Annotated in this window: 12 protein-coding genes; 3 read left to right on the top strand and 9 right to left on the bottom strand. The window is 58.3% G+C overall.

The genetic code is table 11. The annotated features are described in order from the left end of the window. Positions 1 to 22: 22 nt before the first annotated feature. Positions 23 to 880, bottom strand: coding sequence for a pantoate--beta-alanine ligase (gene panC, locus ACYVB2_RS11990; RefSeq protein WP_382433242.1), 858 nt, complete (start codon positions 878 to 880; stop codon positions 23 to 25). Between the two features lie 167 nt (positions 881 to 1,047). On the opposite strand from panC, the gene ACYVB2_RS11985 reads away from it, so the two are divergent. Beyond that, positions 1,048 to 2,592: a methyl-accepting chemotaxis protein gene (locus ACYVB2_RS11985; RefSeq protein ID WP_382433240.1), complete on the top strand. Its 1,545-nt coding sequence runs from the start codon at positions 1,048 to 1,050 to the stop codon at positions 2,590 to 2,592. Between the two features lie 27 nt (positions 2,593 to 2,619). Here ACYVB2_RS11985 and panB read toward each other — a convergent pair whose 3' ends face one another. Beyond that, complete coding sequence (gene panB, locus ACYVB2_RS11980; protein ID WP_382433238.1) at positions 2,620 to 3,495, bottom strand: 3-methyl-2-oxobutanoate hydroxymethyltransferase; 876 nt, start codon at positions 3,493 to 3,495, stop codon at positions 2,620 to 2,622. 113 nt (positions 3,496 to 3,608) lie between these two features. On the opposite strand from panB, the gene nadC reads away from it, so the two are divergent. Together nadC and nadA are read left to right on the top strand one after the other, a co-directional pair. After that, positions 3,609 to 4,475, top strand: a complete 867-nt coding sequence (gene nadC, locus ACYVB2_RS11975) for a carboxylating nicotinate-nucleotide diphosphorylase (protein WP_382433235.1) — start codon at positions 3,609 to 3,611, stop codon at positions 4,473 to 4,475. Then, the gene (gene nadA / locus ACYVB2_RS11970; RefSeq protein ID WP_382433233.1) at positions 4,472 to 5,590 is read left to right on the top strand and encodes a quinolinate synthase NadA; all 1,119 of its coding nucleotides are present in this window, start codon (positions 4,472 to 4,474) and stop codon (positions 5,588 to 5,590) included. The genes nadC and nadA overlap by 4 nt, the downstream gene beginning before the upstream one ends. Before the next feature lie 127 nt (positions 5,591 to 5,717). Here nadA and ACYVB2_RS11965 read toward each other — a convergent pair whose 3' ends face one another. The 7 genes from ACYVB2_RS11965 to ACYVB2_RS11935 all read right to left on the bottom strand — a co-directional run bounded on the left by ACYVB2_RS11965 (position 5,718) and on the right by ACYVB2_RS11935 (position 13,457). Continuing rightward, positions 5,718 to 6,917: a porin gene (locus ACYVB2_RS11965; RefSeq protein ID WP_382433231.1), complete on the bottom strand. Its 1,200-nt coding sequence runs from the start codon at positions 6,915 to 6,917 to the stop codon at positions 5,718 to 5,720. A 178-nt stretch (positions 6,918 to 7,095) separates the two neighbouring features. Next, positions 7,096 to 8,280 carry a beta-ketothiolase BktB gene (bktB, locus tag ACYVB2_RS11960; protein ID WP_382433229.1) on the bottom strand — a complete coding sequence of 395 codons (1,185 nt, stop codon included), beginning with the start codon at positions 8,278 to 8,280 and terminating at the stop codon, positions 7,096 to 7,098. A 39-nt stretch (positions 8,281 to 8,319) separates the two neighbouring features. After that, positions 8,320 to 8,880 (bottom strand): RBBP9/YdeN family alpha/beta hydrolase, encoded by a 561-nt coding sequence (locus ACYVB2_RS11955; protein WP_382433227.1) that lies wholly within the window; start codon positions 8,878 to 8,880, stop codon positions 8,320 to 8,322. 32 nt (positions 8,881 to 8,912) lie between these two features. Next, on the bottom strand, positions 8,913 to 10,220 hold the full coding sequence (locus ACYVB2_RS11950; RefSeq protein WP_382433225.1) for an MFS transporter: 1,308 nt from the start codon (positions 10,218 to 10,220) through the stop codon (positions 8,913 to 8,915). Positions 10,221 to 10,494: 274 nt separating this feature from the next. Next, positions 10,495 to 11,553 (bottom strand): beta-keto acid cleavage family enzyme, encoded by a 1,059-nt coding sequence (locus ACYVB2_RS11945; protein WP_382433223.1) that lies wholly within the window; start codon positions 11,551 to 11,553, stop codon positions 10,495 to 10,497. Between the two features lie 42 nt (positions 11,554 to 11,595). Continuing rightward, positions 11,596 to 12,453 carry a TauD/TfdA dioxygenase family protein gene (locus ACYVB2_RS11940; protein WP_382433221.1) on the bottom strand — a complete coding sequence of 286 codons (858 nt, stop codon included), beginning with the start codon at positions 12,451 to 12,453 and terminating at the stop codon, positions 11,596 to 11,598. 23 nt (positions 12,454 to 12,476) lie between these two features. Further along, complete coding sequence (locus ACYVB2_RS11935) at positions 12,477 to 13,457, bottom strand: quinone oxidoreductase family protein (protein WP_382433219.1); 981 nt, start codon at positions 13,455 to 13,457, stop codon at positions 12,477 to 12,479. Position 13,458: the final 1 nt, after the last annotated feature.

Raw genomic sequence — 13,458 nt, 5'->3', positions numbered from 1 at the left:
ACAGCCATCATCCTGGGCACGCTCAGATCTCGAAATTGTCAATCAGGCGGGTGCTGCCCAAACGGGCGGCCCCCAACACCACCAGCGCACCACTGCCATCCCCAGTCTGGGGCGGGAGCAAATCGCTGCGGCGGCGCACCGTGAGGTAGTCGGGCTGCCAGCCTCGCGCCTGCAAGGCTTGCATGGCCTGCGCCTCCAATGCTTGCCATTGCTGGGGCAAGGTGTCGGCGGCGGCCAAGGCAGCGTGTGCCAAAGCCCGCAGGGCCAACGAAAGCTGCACGGCCTCGGCCCGTTCAGCCTCGCTCAGGTAGCCATTGCGTGAACTCAGAGCCAAAGCATCGGCAGCGCGCTGGGTTTGGCCGGGCACGATCTCGATGGGCAGCGCAAACTGCTGCACCATGCGCCGCAGCACCAGCCACTGCTGGTAGTCTTTCTGACCAAACACCGCCACGCCCTGGGGCTTGCCCGCAAACACCGCACTAAAGAGCTTCATCACCACCGTGCAAACGCCAGTGAAAAAGCCGGGACGGAACTGCCCCTCCAGAATGTCGGCCAGCTGTGGGTCGGGTTGTACCTTGAAAGTTTGCGGCTCGGGATACAAATCCGCCTCGCGCGGTGCAAACAGCACATCACAGCCAGCCGCTTGCAGCTTGGCACAATCGGCCTCCCAGGTGCGCGGGTAGCTGTCAAAGTCCTCATGTGGCAAAAATTGCAGCCGATTGACAAAAATACTGACCACCATGGCATCGCCCAATGGCTTGGCCTGGCGTACCAGAGAGATATGGCCCTCGTGCAAATTGCCCATGGTGGGAACAAAAGCGGGTTGGCGGCTGGATGCCAAAGCGGCACGCAACTCGGGAATGGTGTGGACGATGTGCATAAAACAAGGGCTGAAAATCGGGCTGTGTCCAACCTACGTGTTGGCTTCTAGCCTTCCATACAGCATGGTACGCTTGCCGCACCGGCAGGGTGCGGTTGTATTGCAAGGGCAGACGCGTTGCCACGCCTAGGAAAAGAATTTTACGTGTTAAGGGGGGACAACACATCATGGGTGCATTTCAACTCACCTCTATCAAAGCCAAGCTCATCGGTTTGATCATTGCCATATTGCTGTCCCTGTCGGTGGCAGTAGGGCTGATGGAAGCATCGGTAGGACGGGCACTGCACCACACCATGAGCAGCGTGGCCCAATACGAGTCTGGCATTAAGCTGGCCTTGGAGTGGAAAGGGCTGATCGGCAACAACCTGCAACGTGTGGTTGCCATTGCGGTCAGCTCAGACGAAAACGTAGGCCAGACTTTCGGCAGCCTGATCAAGGCCACCATCGCCGACATTGGGCAGGTACACAAGCGCATTGAAGCAGAAACCGAAAATGCACAGGCCAAGCAGGCGCTGGCCGATGTCAATGCCTTTCGCCAACCCATCTTGGCCATGGTGGCCCAAATCAACACCCTGAAAAAAGAACAAAAGTTTGATGAAGCACGCACGCTGGCCACGAGCCGCCTGATGCCCATCAGCAACGACTATTTGGAATCGTTAAAGAAATTTATCACCATCCAAGAAGCCCTGCGCGATCAAGCCCGCACCGAGGGCTTGCAGGCCGTGCAAACCGCTCGGCTGCTAGGCACCTCGGCCATTGCCATCGTGCTGTGCCTGAGTCTGCTGGCAGCGTGGTGGATTGTGCGCGGCATTACCACGCCACTGGCGCGCACCGTAGAAGTGGCACAAACCATTGCCCAAGGCGATTTGAGCGCCCACCTAGAATCCAATCGGTCGGATGAAATCGGCCAATTGATGAATGCCGTTGGCACCATGAATGGCCGACTGCGGGAGCTGGTAGCCCAAGTGCGTGCCGGTACGCAATCTGTCACAGGGGCCTCCACCGAAATTGCCCAAGGCAACCTTGACCTGAGCCACCGCACCGAACAAACGGCCACCAACCTGCAAGAGATGGCCACGGCCATTGATGAGCTAACCCGCACTGTCATCCAGTCCACAGATTCGGCCCAACAAGCGGCGCGGCTGGCGCAAACCGTGTCCAGCTCGGCCAATCTGGGTGGCGATGTGGTCGCCAAGGTGGCAGCGAATATGTCGCAAATCACCGACCACTCCAAACACATCGGGGACATTGTGGGCATCATCGATGGGATTGCCTTCCAGACCAACATTCTGGCCTTGAATGCAGCCGTGGAAGCGGCCCGCGCCGGTGAACAAGGCCGAGGCTTTGCCGTGGTGGCCTCAGAAGTGCGCACCCTGGCACAGCGCAGCGCCCAATCGGCCAAGGAAATCAAAGAATTGATTCAGGCATCCGAAAGCACTGTGGCCGCCGGTGCCTCACTGGTGGCGCAATCGGGCGACGTGATGCGCGAAATGGTGCAAGGGGTGCAACAAGTCAGCCAGTTGATTGCCGAAATTGCAGCCATGGCGCAATCGCAGCGTGACGGCATCGGGCAGGTACAGACCGCCGTGAACGAACTCGACCAAATGACGCAACAAAATGCGGCGCTGGTGGATGAGTCGGCGGCCGCGGCCCATTCTATGAACGAGCAAGCGCAAAAGCTCTCCAGCATGGTGGGGCAGTTCCGCCTGTAACCGCCCTGCGCTGGCGCGCGCCCAGCACTACCAGGCGTGCAGCGCGTTATCTGGAAAAGCGCCTGCCTTCACGGCGCGCACATAGGCCTCCATCGCGCCACGCACGCTGCCCGCGTCTTGCATAAAGTTGTGTACAAACTTAGCCATCTTGCCCAAGTTCATGCCCAACATGTCGTGCAACACCAGCACCTGCCCGGCTGTGCCATTGCCAGCACCAATGCCAATGGTGTGGCAATGCGTGAGTTCTTGCGTCAGTTCGGTCGCCAACTCGGCAGGCACCATCTCCAGCACCACCATGGTGGCACCTGCATCCTGCAATTCGTGGGCATGGCGACGCAAGGTTTGGGCAGCTTGCTCGCTTTTGCCCTGCACCCGGTAGCCACCCAGCGCATGCACCGTCTGGGGTGTCAAACCCAGATGGGCACAAACCGGAATGCCACGCTCTACCAAAAAGCGTACGGTTTCGGTCGTCCAGCCACCGCCTTCGAGTTTGACCATGTGGGCACCCGCATGCATCAGCGCCGAGGCGCTGCGCATGGCCTGCTCTTTGGATTCGTGGTAGCTGCCAAAGGGCAAATCGCTCACCACCCAGGCCGTGCCTTGTACGCGGCGCAAACCACGGGCCACGCTGTCGGTGTGGTAGATCATGGTCTCTAGCGTCACGCCCACGGTGCTGGCCAGCCCCTGGCACACCATGCCAAGCGAATCACCCACCAGCAGGCACTCCACGCCTGCTGCGTCAGCCACGGCGGCAAAGGTGGCATCGTAGGCAGTCAGCATGGTGATTTTGTCACCAGCCTCGCGCATCTGTTGCAGGCGTGGCAAGCTCACCGGGCGGCGCTGGGGCAGCGGCGAGGCGGGAGGTAAGGTGCCATAAGGTGTGGCAGTGGTAGAAGCAGGCATGGCGGTGTGTGTCATCAGGGGCCAACTCGCAAAGTCCATGAAAGGCGCGCAGTGTAGCCCCCTGCGGTGTCATAGGCACAGCATAGGCGACAAAGCCGCTATGCTTGGCGGCCATGACATACCTCAACGATGAAACCCGCCAAGTGCTGCACAGCCAAGTTTTGCTGGATGTAGCCCGGGCCTTGCAGGAAGATGTAGGCACCGGAGACCTGACCGCCGCCTTGGTGCCTGCCGAGCGCCGCAGCCGTGGCCGTATTCTGGCCCGTGAAGCCGCCGTGATTTGTGGCGCCCCGTGGGCCGAGGCCGCTTTTCGTGCGCTCGACCCTACCGTACAACTGCACTGGTGCGTGGCTGAAGGCCAACGTTGCGCCCCCGATACTGTGGTGCTGGAATTCGAGGGCTACGCCCGCGCTCTGCTCAGCGCCGAGCGTACCGCCCTCAACTTTCTGCAACTGCTGTCGGCTGTAGCCACCAAGACGGCCACCTATGTAGAGGCCGTGCAGGGCACCCGCGCACACATTGTGGATACGCGCAAAACCATTCCGGGCCTACGGCTGGCACAAAAATATGCGGTGCGGGTGGGGGGTGGCACCAACCACCGCATTGGCCTGCATGATGCCGTGCTGATCAAGGAAAACCACATTGCGGCCGCCGGTGGCGTCACTGCTGTGTTGCGCGCTACACAGCAGGTGGCGGCACGGGCTCAATTTATCGAGATCGAAGTAGAAACCTTGGCGCAACTCGAAGAAGCCTTGGCGGCAGGGGCGCAAATGGTACTGCTGGACAATATGCCCCCCACCCAATTGCACGAGGCGGTGCGCCTCAATGCTGGCCGGGCCATCTTAGAAATCTCTGGCGGCGTTACCCTAGAGAGCCTGCGCGCACTGGCCGAGACTGGCGTTGACCGCATCTCCATTGGCGGCCTGACCAAAGATGTCAAGGCTATTGATTTTTCTATGCGTTTGCAGGAGCTTGCATGACCACCGCCCAAGCCCTTAAAGACGTTGAATACGAGCAACCCACCGAAGGTGCTGTCTGTGCCACCAAACATGCTTGGGCGCGGGTGCCCGCCGAGCCAGCAGCAGCAGAGCGCGCTGCACTGAAAGACAAAATCCGCCGCCTGCTTAAAGAAAAGAATGCGGTGATGGTGTCGCACTACTATGTACACCCCGATCTGCAAGACTTGGCCGAAGAGACCGGCGGCATCGTCAGCGACTCGCTGGAAATGGCCCGCTTTGGCCGCGACCATGCCGCGCAAACGCTGGTGGTATCGGGCGTACGCTTCATGGGCGAGACCGCCAAGATCTTGTCGCCCGAAAAAACCATCCTGATGCCCGATCTGGATGCCACCTGCTCACTCGATTTGGGCTGCCCGGTAGACGAGTTCAGCGCCTTTTGTGATGCCCACCCCGACCGCACCGTGGTGGTCTACGCCAACACCAGCGCCGCCGTCAAAGCCCGCTCCGACTGGCTAGTCACCTCAAGCTGTGCGCTCGACATCGTGCGCGAACTCAAGGCACAGGGCCACAAGATTCTGTGGGCCCCTGATCGCCATCTGGGCGACTACATCCGCCGAGAAACCGGTGCCGACATGGTGTTCTGGAATGGCGCCTGCATCGTCCACGACGAGTTCAAGGCATTTGAACTGCAAGACCTGAAACAACAACACCCCCAAGCCAAAATACTGGTGCATCCCGAGTCACCCGCCGAAGTGGTGGCCCTGGCCGATGCCGTAGGCTCGACTTCGGCGATCTTGCACGCGGCCAAAACGATGGACGCCCAAGAGTTCATCGTAGCCACCGACAACGGCATGATGCACAAGCTGCGCACACTCAACCCCGGCAAGGTCTTCTACGAAGCGCCCACGGCAGGCAACAGTGCCACCTGCAAAAGCTGCGCCCATTGCCCTTGGATGGCCATGAACAGTTTGGCAGGGGTGGTGCAGGTGCTAGAGAACAGCAGCAATGCCATTGAGGTAGACCCCGCCTTGATCCCACGCGCGCGCCTGCCCATTGACCGGATGCTGGCCTTTACGGCGGCACTCAAGAGCGGCCAGCCCACGGCAGGGCTGGTGCCAAACATTGGCGCGGCCTGATACCGCCCACGCAAAAAAACAGGCAAACCGGCCACAGCGCCCACCTCGCTGCAGGGTTTGCCTGTCATCCTCCACCATCACCGTCTCGCCTACGGTGATAGTGGACGGCCATCACACCACAGTGCTCTTAAAAAGAGTGGCGCAAACCCAGCATGTAGCCTGTGGTGGTTACGCCAGCGGCCACAGGGGTGCCATACACCAACGCTTGGTTCATCGTCCCTTTGTTCTTGACATGGCCTGCTTGGAGATAAGCCGTTGTTCGCTTGCTCAAGCTGTAATCCATACCAACGGCCAACAGATCAGACTGGTTGGCACTATTGTTCTTGTCTTTGATATGGTAGTAACCAGTGAGCAAACGCAGGGCCGGCGAAAAGGTATAGCCCACACCCACACTCCAGGTGTCGTAATTGCTGTTGCCTGCCGTACTGCCCAAGGCAGGACTGGCCGCATTGACCACGCCCATCCCTGCGGGAACGCCTGAGGGATTCTTGGCATTCATAAAACCAGCCCCCACGCTGAACTGGCCCCATGCATATTTGGCCCCCAGATGGGTCACACGGTTATTGACCTTGCCCGTGGCATTGGTGGGCAAGGTGTAGCTATCGGCTGCGTTGTAATACACCGCCGACAGACGCAGGCCCGCACCGTTGTTGTAAAGCATCGTGATGGCATCACGGGCGCCTGCACGGGCGCTGCCGTCGATATTGCCAAAGGTATGCTGATAATTGACGGTGACGCCGCCCATGTTGGGCAAGGTATAAACCACGGAGCTGTCGTCATACACCGTGGACAACGGCACATTGGTGGTGGTGCCTGCCCAGCCCGCCGAGCTGTTCATGCCCACCATAGCACCCAAAATACTGCCGAAATACCGCCCCTCGCGCGGGTCCGTAAAGGCCACTGCATAGTACAGAGGGCTGATTTGACGCCCCATCTTCACTTCACCCCAGCCACCGGACATGCCCAACATGGCAACTTGGTTGAATGCCGCCGAGGTACGGGGAGCCACTGCACCACTGATGGGGTTGGATGCCCCCGTGGCCAGACTGATATTGCCCTGCAACTGGAAATTCGCCTTCAAGCCCCCACCAAGGTCTTCACTGCCCCGAATGCCCCAGTTGCTTGCGCCAATGCCACCGTCCTGAAACTTGGTCAGATGGCCCTTATCTGCCGTTGCGCCTGGGATAGTGGTGGAATAACCCTGTGCCGAACTGTTCTGGCTCAAAATACCACCATCCAAAGTGCCATAGAGCGTCACGGAAGACTGTGCCAAAGCACTGCCCGCCAGCAACCCCAGCACAGCGGCGGGAATCAGTTTGTATTTCATCGTGTCTCCTCGTAATGTCTGGCATCGGGGCACTGCCGATGCCGGTGCTCGCCAACCGTGGGTCAGCATTCTTATGGGCACCATGCGTACACGCTGGGCGTTGCCACCGTGCCCATGCCCCCAGTGCCGGGGCGGCGTCACGAGCAGCCCTGCACAAAAGCAGCAGGCCTGCTCGGTATCAAACCCGTTCAAAGATGGCAGCAATGCCCTGCCCACCACCAATGCACATCGTCACCAGCGCATAACGGCCTTGGATACGTTGCAACTCATGCACTGCCTTGACTGTGATCAGCGCACCCGTGGCCCCAATCGGGTGCCCCAACGAGATGCCAGAACCATTGGGGTTCACCTTGGCAGGGTCTAGCCCCAAATCCCGGCTGACGGCACAAGCCTGTGCCGCAAACGCCTCATTGGCCTCGATGATGTCCAGATCGTTGACGGTCAGCCCCGCCTTGTTCAAAGCCAATTGCGTAGCAGGCACTGGGCCAATACCCATGTATTTCGGGTCGACACCGGCATGTGCGTAAGCCACCAGCCGCGCCAAAGGCTTGAGACCGCGTGCCTGTGCTGTTTTGGCCTCCATCAGCACCACGGCCGCCGCCGCATCATTGATACCCGAGGCATTGCCCGCTGTGACCGTGCCGTTTTCCTTGAGAAACACCGGCTTGAGCTTGGCTAAATCATCCATCGTGGCCTGGGGACGAAAATGCTCGTCGACGGCAAAGGCCACCTCGCCCTTTTTGCTCTTGAGCATCACCGGAACAATCTGGTCTTTGAAATAACCCGCCTCGATGGCCCGTTGCGCCCGATTGTGGCTCTGCACGGCCAAACGATCTTGCTCTTCGCGCGAGATGCCCCATCGGGCAGCAATGTTCTCAGCCGTTACGCCCATGTGGATTTTGTGGAACGGATCGTGCAGTGCATTGATCATCATGTCCACCATCTGGGTGTCGCCCATGCGCGCACCCCAGCGGGCATTCAGGCTGGCATAGGGAGCACGGCTCATGTTTTCTGCACCCGCACCAATGGCAATGTCTGCATCCCCCAACAAAATGCTCTGACTGGCAGAAATGATGGCTTGCAAACCAGAGCCACACAGGCGGTTGACGTTAAAAGCAGGCGTGCCTTCGGCACAACCGCCCTCGATGGCCGCCACGCGCGAGAGGTACATATCGCGTGGCTCGGTGTTGACCACATGACCAAACACCACATGGCCTACATCCTTGCCTTCGGTGTGGGCACGGGCCAAGGACTCTTTGACCACCAATGCCCCCAGCTGGGTGGTGGGGATATCTTTGAGGCTGCCACCAAACGTACCAATGGCGGTACGGACGGCGCTCACAACAACAACGTCACGAGACATGGGAAAACTCCAGAACAAAGGAAAAAAGAGCCAACAACATCAGGCGGCAACCAAAGCATCCAGCAAAGTGAGCGCCTGCGGCCAAGGGCCAAACCCAGACGCTGGGTTGATATGCCCCAGTGCCCCTACTTCCACAAAACGGCTACCCCAGTCCTTCGCAAACCCTTGGGCGCGCTCCAACGCACACAAGGGATCGTTGCTACTGGCAGCCAGCACGCTGCGAAAAGGCAAGGGATTACGGGGAATCGGCGTCCAACCACTGGCCGCCAGTTGTGCCACGGTGGGGTAGCCTGCGGGCATGGGAGACTCAACATCGGCAGGCGCCACCAACAAAGCGCCCAAAATGGAACGGTGGTACTTCTGTGCCCACTGAACAGTAATCATCACGCCGGCACTGTGGGCCACCAAGACCACCGGCCCCTCAATGGCGGCCAACGCCTTTTGCAAGGTATCTACACGGGCATCACGGCTGAGTTTGTCGTGCTCCAACGGTGGCACACAGCGGGCGCCAGGAATCTCTTTTTGCAACAGGGTCTGCCAATGTTCCTCCACATGGTCGCGCAGACCGGGAACGAATAAAACGGTGGTAGCAATACTCATGGGTTTTCTCAGTGTCTGTAAGAGGTAAAGGCTTACTTCTGCATGGCCTGAATGCGCTGTAGATCGTTGGTGTAGTGGCGCTTGCCATAGGCAAAAACAAACACGGCAGCAATCGATATCAGGGGGACGTAAGAGAGGGCGACCTGCAAACTACCCATGTGGTCAGACAACATGCCCGTGACAAACGCGCCCGGTGCAAAACCCACCAAGTTGTTGACCAACGTCATGGTGGCAAAGGCTGTGGCATGAATCGACGGATGTGTCAGATTGGCGACCATTGCACCCACTGGGCCTGTCACGGAGGCCACCGTCAACATGCCCAATGCCATCAGCAGCATTTGCTGTGGGCCCACGGGCTGTTGGAAAGCCAACAACAAGAACATGGCCGACAGTGCCGAGTAAATGATGGCCATCGTCCATTTGCGCTCGGGATGGTTACGACACAGCCGATCCGTAATGGCACCACAAACAGACATCCCCACCGACAACACCAGCAACAAACCCGCAGCCGTGACACCGGCCTTCTGGGCGTCGTAGTGGTAGAAACGATTGAAGTAACTCGGCAGCCAGGCCAGAATTGCACCAAAAATGAAAAGTTGCAGGCCACTGCCAAAGTAGGCGGCCAACACCGACCGGCTCGAGACCAAAGCCATGAAAGTCGCTTTGACACCCAGACGCGATGGGGTTGGGCCCTGGCGCTCAGTGCCTTGCACCGCCGACGCAGGCCGCAGCTTTTTCTCACGCACGATGAGCATATAAAGAACAACCAGCACCAAGCCAAAGCCAGCCATGGCCGCAAAGGCCGGACGCCAACCCAATTGCTTGGCAATGGCACCGCCAAGGGCCATCCCAAGTACCGACCCCACGGGGCCACCGGCCATGAACGAGGCCGTGAGGGAAGAGCGCATCCGGGCCGGAAAGGCGGCCAAAATCACCGCCAGCCCCACCGATCCATAAGCGGCCTCACCCACCCCAATACAGAAACGGGCGATAAACATCTGCTCATAATTGGCCGCCAACGCACACCCGGCCGTAGCCACACTCCAGAGCAAGGCCATGAGCGTGATGCTATTGACCCGCCCCCAACGATCGGCAATCAGTGACAGGGGGAACGTCAGCGTGCCCACCAGCAGGGCCACAATGCTGTTGAGCGATGCCAACTGCGTATCGCTCAATGCCCACTCGGCCTTCAGCAGCGGAAAGACGGCATTGAGCACCTGCCGCGACATGTAATCTGACAGCATTAACCCAAAGGTCAAGGCAAAAATGATCCAAGCATAGCCCCGTGAAACGGCTGGCTCCTGAATCTCAGTCTCCGTAGTTATAGTATATGCAGCCATGTTCTGTCTTATTGCAATGTTGCCGCTTTGAATGAACAGAGAATGATTAGAGCATGCCAAAATAACTCTAAAAACACCCCTGAGATGAACAGACGACCCCAAATAGAAAACAAAAGCCTTGAACTATCAATCCATCAGTGGCTTCTAAACTATTCGTCGCCTTCTCGGCCTGATCATTTATTTCCGTCTCAAAAATAAATGATCAGGTCACTTTCATCAATTTTTATCTTCGATCTAACAATGCGGGAGGCCATCACCTCCCGCAAATGCCTCTTTAGGCTACATAACCAGTAAAGCCCTTTTGGCCTGGCTGGCGATTGGGGGCAAAACCGTTTTTCGCCAAGGTCTCGTCAGCGTTCTTGTAGAAGGTGCCAATCTTGTAGATCTCGCGGGCCTCTTTGGCTGTAGCCACTGGACGACCACACTCCTTCGCCATACGCACCAATTGCTCAATTTGCTCCACCGAAGTCATCTTGCGTGAACGGTCTTGCGTCCAGATGTTGTCTTCAATGCCACAACGCACATGCAGACCCATCGCCATTGCCATCATGTTCAGCGGCAGCACATTGAGCATGGAGGTCTCCAGCGTCAAAACGGCACCATCGGGCACGGCACGGACAAAATTAGCCAGGTTGTAGAGGTTGGGGGCATCAAAGCCACCACCAATCGCCACCCAAGTCAAGATCAGAGGCACATTGCACACGCCCCGGCGCATCATGCGCTCCACGGTTTCCAGTTGGGTGATGTTGGCCAATTGGAAATGGGTCTGGATGCCCTTGTCCGACAGGCGGCGGATATGCTCCTCCACCCAGGCTGGGCCTGCCGGAATGGTCATCTCGCTGTAAGCACGGTAGCCTTCTGGCGTGCCCAAGCTGGTGCCTGCCACATCGGCGGGGCACATTTGCTCGACCACATTCATCTGGTTGGTGTTGATTGCAATGGTCACTTGGTCGGGCGCAGGGTCTAACTCTGCCAGCATGTGACGGGTGTCGTCTGACAACCATTTAGCCACAGCACCATCGCCTTCTGGCGCAAACGAGATGGAGCCGCCCACCTGCAAAATCATGTCAGGCACACGGGCACGAATGCCCGCCAGCAGTTCATTGAACTTGGACAGACGTTTGGAGCCTTTGCCGTCGAGTTCACGCACATGCACATGCAATACGGTGGCACCAGCGTTGTAGCAATCCACTGCCTTCTGAATCTGATCTTCCATGCTCACAGGAATATCTTCCGGGAAGTCAGCGGGCATCCACTCAGGGCCATAGGGGGCTGCGGTAATCACCAATTTTTGCTGATTTTCTGGGAACAGCGATCCGTCGAGAAAGTTCATAAATGTCTCCTGAATAAAATAGGGATAACGAAAGGAAGAAAATTAAAAAGGCTTATCACCAATGATGGCTGCACGCTCCATCTTGCGATGGCAAGGGGAGTAATCCATCACCGCATAATGCTGGGTGCTACGGTTATCCCAAATTGCCATACTGAAAGGCTTCCAGCGCCAACGCACTTGATACTCTGGATTAAAGGCTTGGTTAATAAGGTATTGCAACAAATCGCCACCGGCCATGTTGTAGTCCTGTCCATAACGCACCCGTTTGGCCGTGTGGTAATTGACAAAATGGGTCGTAAAGGCATTCACAAAGAGCACCTTTTCCCGCGTTTCGGGATGGGTACGCACCACGGGATGCTCGGCATCGGGGTACTGTGCCTTCATCGCCAGTCGCTTTTCCTGTGGCATGGCAGCGGCAAACGAGGCATTGAAGCTGTGGCTGGCCCACAGGTCGGCAATGTCGTCCTTGATGGCTTGGGGCAACTTGTCATAGGCCAATGCCATGTTGGCCCACATGGTGTCCCCCCCTACGGGCGGGCATTCAATGCAGCGCAGCACGCAGCCCAAGGCCGGTGTTTCGCGCCAGGTGCCATCGGTATGCCAGGCGTTCTCGTAGCGATCCATCGGGCTGTCTGGGCTCTTGTAGATCTGAACCAAACCGGGGGCTTCTGGGTGGCTAGGGGCCATCGGATGGTCTTCCAACTGGCCCAGGCGCCGCGCAAAGGCCATGTGGTCTTGGCGCGAGAGCCTGTCGAGCGTTTGGTCTCGCAAGAACAAGACCTTATGCTGCAACAAGGCTGCGTAGATCTCTTTGAACAGCCCATCATCGCGCACGGCATCGCCGAGGTTGACGTCTACCAACTCTGCGCCAATGGCGCAGGTCATCGGTTCGATACGCATAGGAATGTCTCCTGGTAAAAGACTCAGATCACAAAAATGGAAGATCCGGTGGTTTTGCGCGCTTCCAGATCTCGGTGGGCCTGCACGGCGTCTTGCAAGGCATAACGTTGGTTGATTTCGATCTGGATGCGTCCGGCAGCCACATGCCCAAAAATCTCGTTGGCGAGTTCGGCCTTTTCGGCAGGATCGGCGATGTAGTCGGCCAAGGCTGGACGGGTGATGTACAGCGAGCCTTTCATTGCCAGAATCTGCGGATCAAACGGTGGAATGGTGCCCGAGGCTGTGCCCACACACACCATTAGCCCCCGGCGCTTGAGCGAGTCCAACGAGGCCATAAAAGTGTTTTTGCCCACGCTGTCAAACACCACATTCACGCCCACGCCATTGGTCAGTTCGCGCACGCGCTGGGCCACATCTTCATGGCTGTAGTTGATGGTGTGGTCGCAGCCGTGGGCCTTGGCTACGGCGGCCTTTTCTTCACTGGAGACGGTGCCAATCACCGTCAGGCCCAGCAATTTGGCCCATTGCGACACAATCAGCCCCACGCCACCGGCTGCCGCGTGCAACAGCACCGTATCGCCAGACTGGAACGGATAGATGCGGCGCATCAAATAGGCGGCGGTGAGGCCACGCATCGTCATGGCGGCAGCGGTCTCGCTGCTGATGCCCGCAGGAATGTGGATCAGGGGTGCGGCAGGCACCAAACGCTCGGTGCTGTAAGCACCCAACGTATTCAGAAAGCCGGTGTAGGTCACGCGGTCGCCCACGGCTACGTGGCTAACGTCTGGCCCTACGGCCTCCACCACCCCAGCAGCTTCCACACCAATGCCATTGGGCATAGGAATGGGGTAGGTGCCGTTGCGGAAATAGGTATCGGCATAGTTCAGACCCACGGCTTCGTGGCGCAAACGCACCTGACCCGGCCTCGGATCACCCACTTGCACCGCTTCATACTGCATTACTTCCGGGCCACCGGCCTGGTACATCCGCACTGCATACGCCATT

It is taken from the genome of Giesbergeria giesbergeri, assembly GCF_054779375.1.
Note: the sequence above shows the minus strand (reverse complement) of the source record. Positions and strands in the feature narration are given on the sequence as shown.

Excerpts from the sequence above, each read along its gene's own strand:
- ACYVB2_RS11955 (WP_382433227.1), bottom strand. The coding sequence starts at position 8,880 with ATGAGTATTGCTACCACCGTTTTATTCGTTCCCGGTCTGCGCGACCAT.
- bktB (WP_382433229.1), bottom strand. The coding sequence starts at position 8,280 with ATGTCTCGTGACGTTGTTGTTGTGAGCGCCGTCCGTACCGCCATTGGT.
- ACYVB2_RS11985 (WP_382433240.1), top strand. The coding sequence starts at position 1,048 with ATGGGTGCATTTCAACTCACCTCTATCAAAGCCAAGCTCATCGGTTTG.
- panC (WP_382433242.1), bottom strand. The coding sequence starts at position 880 with ATGCACATCGTCCACACCATTCCCGAGTTGCGTGCCGCTTTGGCATCC.
- ACYVB2_RS11965 (WP_382433231.1), bottom strand. The coding sequence starts at position 6,917 with ATGAAATACAAACTGATTCCCGCCGCTGTGCTGGGGTTGCTGGCGGGC.
- ACYVB2_RS11935 (WP_382433219.1), bottom strand. The coding sequence starts at position 13,457 with ATGGCGTATGCAGTGCGGATGTACCAGGCCGGTGGCCCGGAAGTAATG.
- ACYVB2_RS11950 (WP_382433225.1), bottom strand. The coding sequence starts at position 10,220 with ATGGCTGCATATACTATAACTACGGAGACTGAGATTCAGGAGCCAGCC.
- nadC (WP_382433235.1), top strand. The coding sequence starts at position 3,609 with ATGACATACCTCAACGATGAAACCCGCCAAGTGCTGCACAGCCAAGTT.
- nadA (WP_382433233.1), top strand. The coding sequence starts at position 4,472 with ATGACCACCGCCCAAGCCCTTAAAGACGTTGAATACGAGCAACCCACC.
- ACYVB2_RS11940 (WP_382433221.1), bottom strand. The coding sequence starts at position 12,453 with ATGCGTATCGAACCGATGACCTGCGCCATTGGCGCAGAGTTGGTAGAC.
- ACYVB2_RS11945 (WP_382433223.1), bottom strand. The coding sequence starts at position 11,553 with ATGAACTTTCTCGACGGATCGCTGTTCCCAGAAAATCAGCAAAAATTG.
- panB (WP_382433238.1), bottom strand. The coding sequence starts at position 3,495 with ATGCCTGCTTCTACCACTGCCACACCTTATGGCACCTTACCTCCCGCC.